1 protein-coding gene is annotated in these 833 nt (G+C 59.9%); it reads right to left on the bottom strand.

The genetic code is table 11. The features are described from left to right. Positions 1-56 precede the first annotated feature (56 nt). The coding region (locus tag ABU190_RS27265) for an integrase core domain-containing protein (RefSeq protein ID WP_354692908.1) at positions 57-833 on the bottom strand (777 nt) is incomplete at its 5' end.

The following is an 833-nucleotide window of genomic DNA, read 5'->3' on the forward strand; positions in this document are numbered from 1 at the left end:
GGGTGTACGGTCCGGAGACATGGTAGACAGGTGTTCGGAGACATGGTGAACACTTTTTAACACCCTTTACCCATGATGATCGACCTCTTTTTCAGGTCGATCATCCCCACTTTCGTGCTGTACCACCACACCTCATAACACCCGTCCTCTGCCGTTTCCCGCAGGCCCACATACTCGCCCCTGAATGCTTTCCCCGCGCTCAGACTCACCCCTTTTATGCTCAGCTTCCCGTTCACATCCACCTTCCTTACCTGTACCCCTTCATCGTATTCCGGGGCCTGCACCGCCCCGTTGTACTGCCTTGATGACGGCTGATAGCGTGATGCCGGAACCGCCATGTCCAGCGCTTCGTGCGGACGCTCCAGGTTGTAGACCGCGCGCCAGTCATCGAACACCTGCTGTAACTGGCTGCCGTCCGTGAACCACCGGCCCTGCAGCACTTCGGCCTTCAGGCTGCGGTGAAAACGTTCCAGCTTGCCCTGCGTCTGCGGATGGTAAGGGCGTGAATGCCCCACCCGGATACCCTGGCGCATCAGCCACAGCTCCAGCGCGGTCCAGCTTCCTGTTGTGTCGCCCCAGGGCGCGCCGTTATCCATCGTCATCCGCTCCGGCAGACCGTAACGTTCAAACACCCTCATCAGCTGTTGCCGGACGGTTGTGAGCTGTTCATCAGGGCAGTGCGCGAGGCAGAGTGAGAACCGGGAATGGTCATCCAGCAGGGTGAGCGGGTGGCAACGTCCACCGGCAAAAGGAAAATGGCCTTTAAAATCCATCTGCCAGAGCTGGTTGGGGGCGCTGTGTTCGAAGCGCCCGGTGGCGGGAATACCGGGGGG

Origin of the sequence: Phytobacter sp. RSE-02, assembly GCF_040578655.1 — a bacterium.
GTDB classification, from domain to species: domain Bacteria; phylum Pseudomonadota; class Gammaproteobacteria; order Enterobacterales; family Enterobacteriaceae; genus Phytobacter; species Phytobacter diazotrophicus.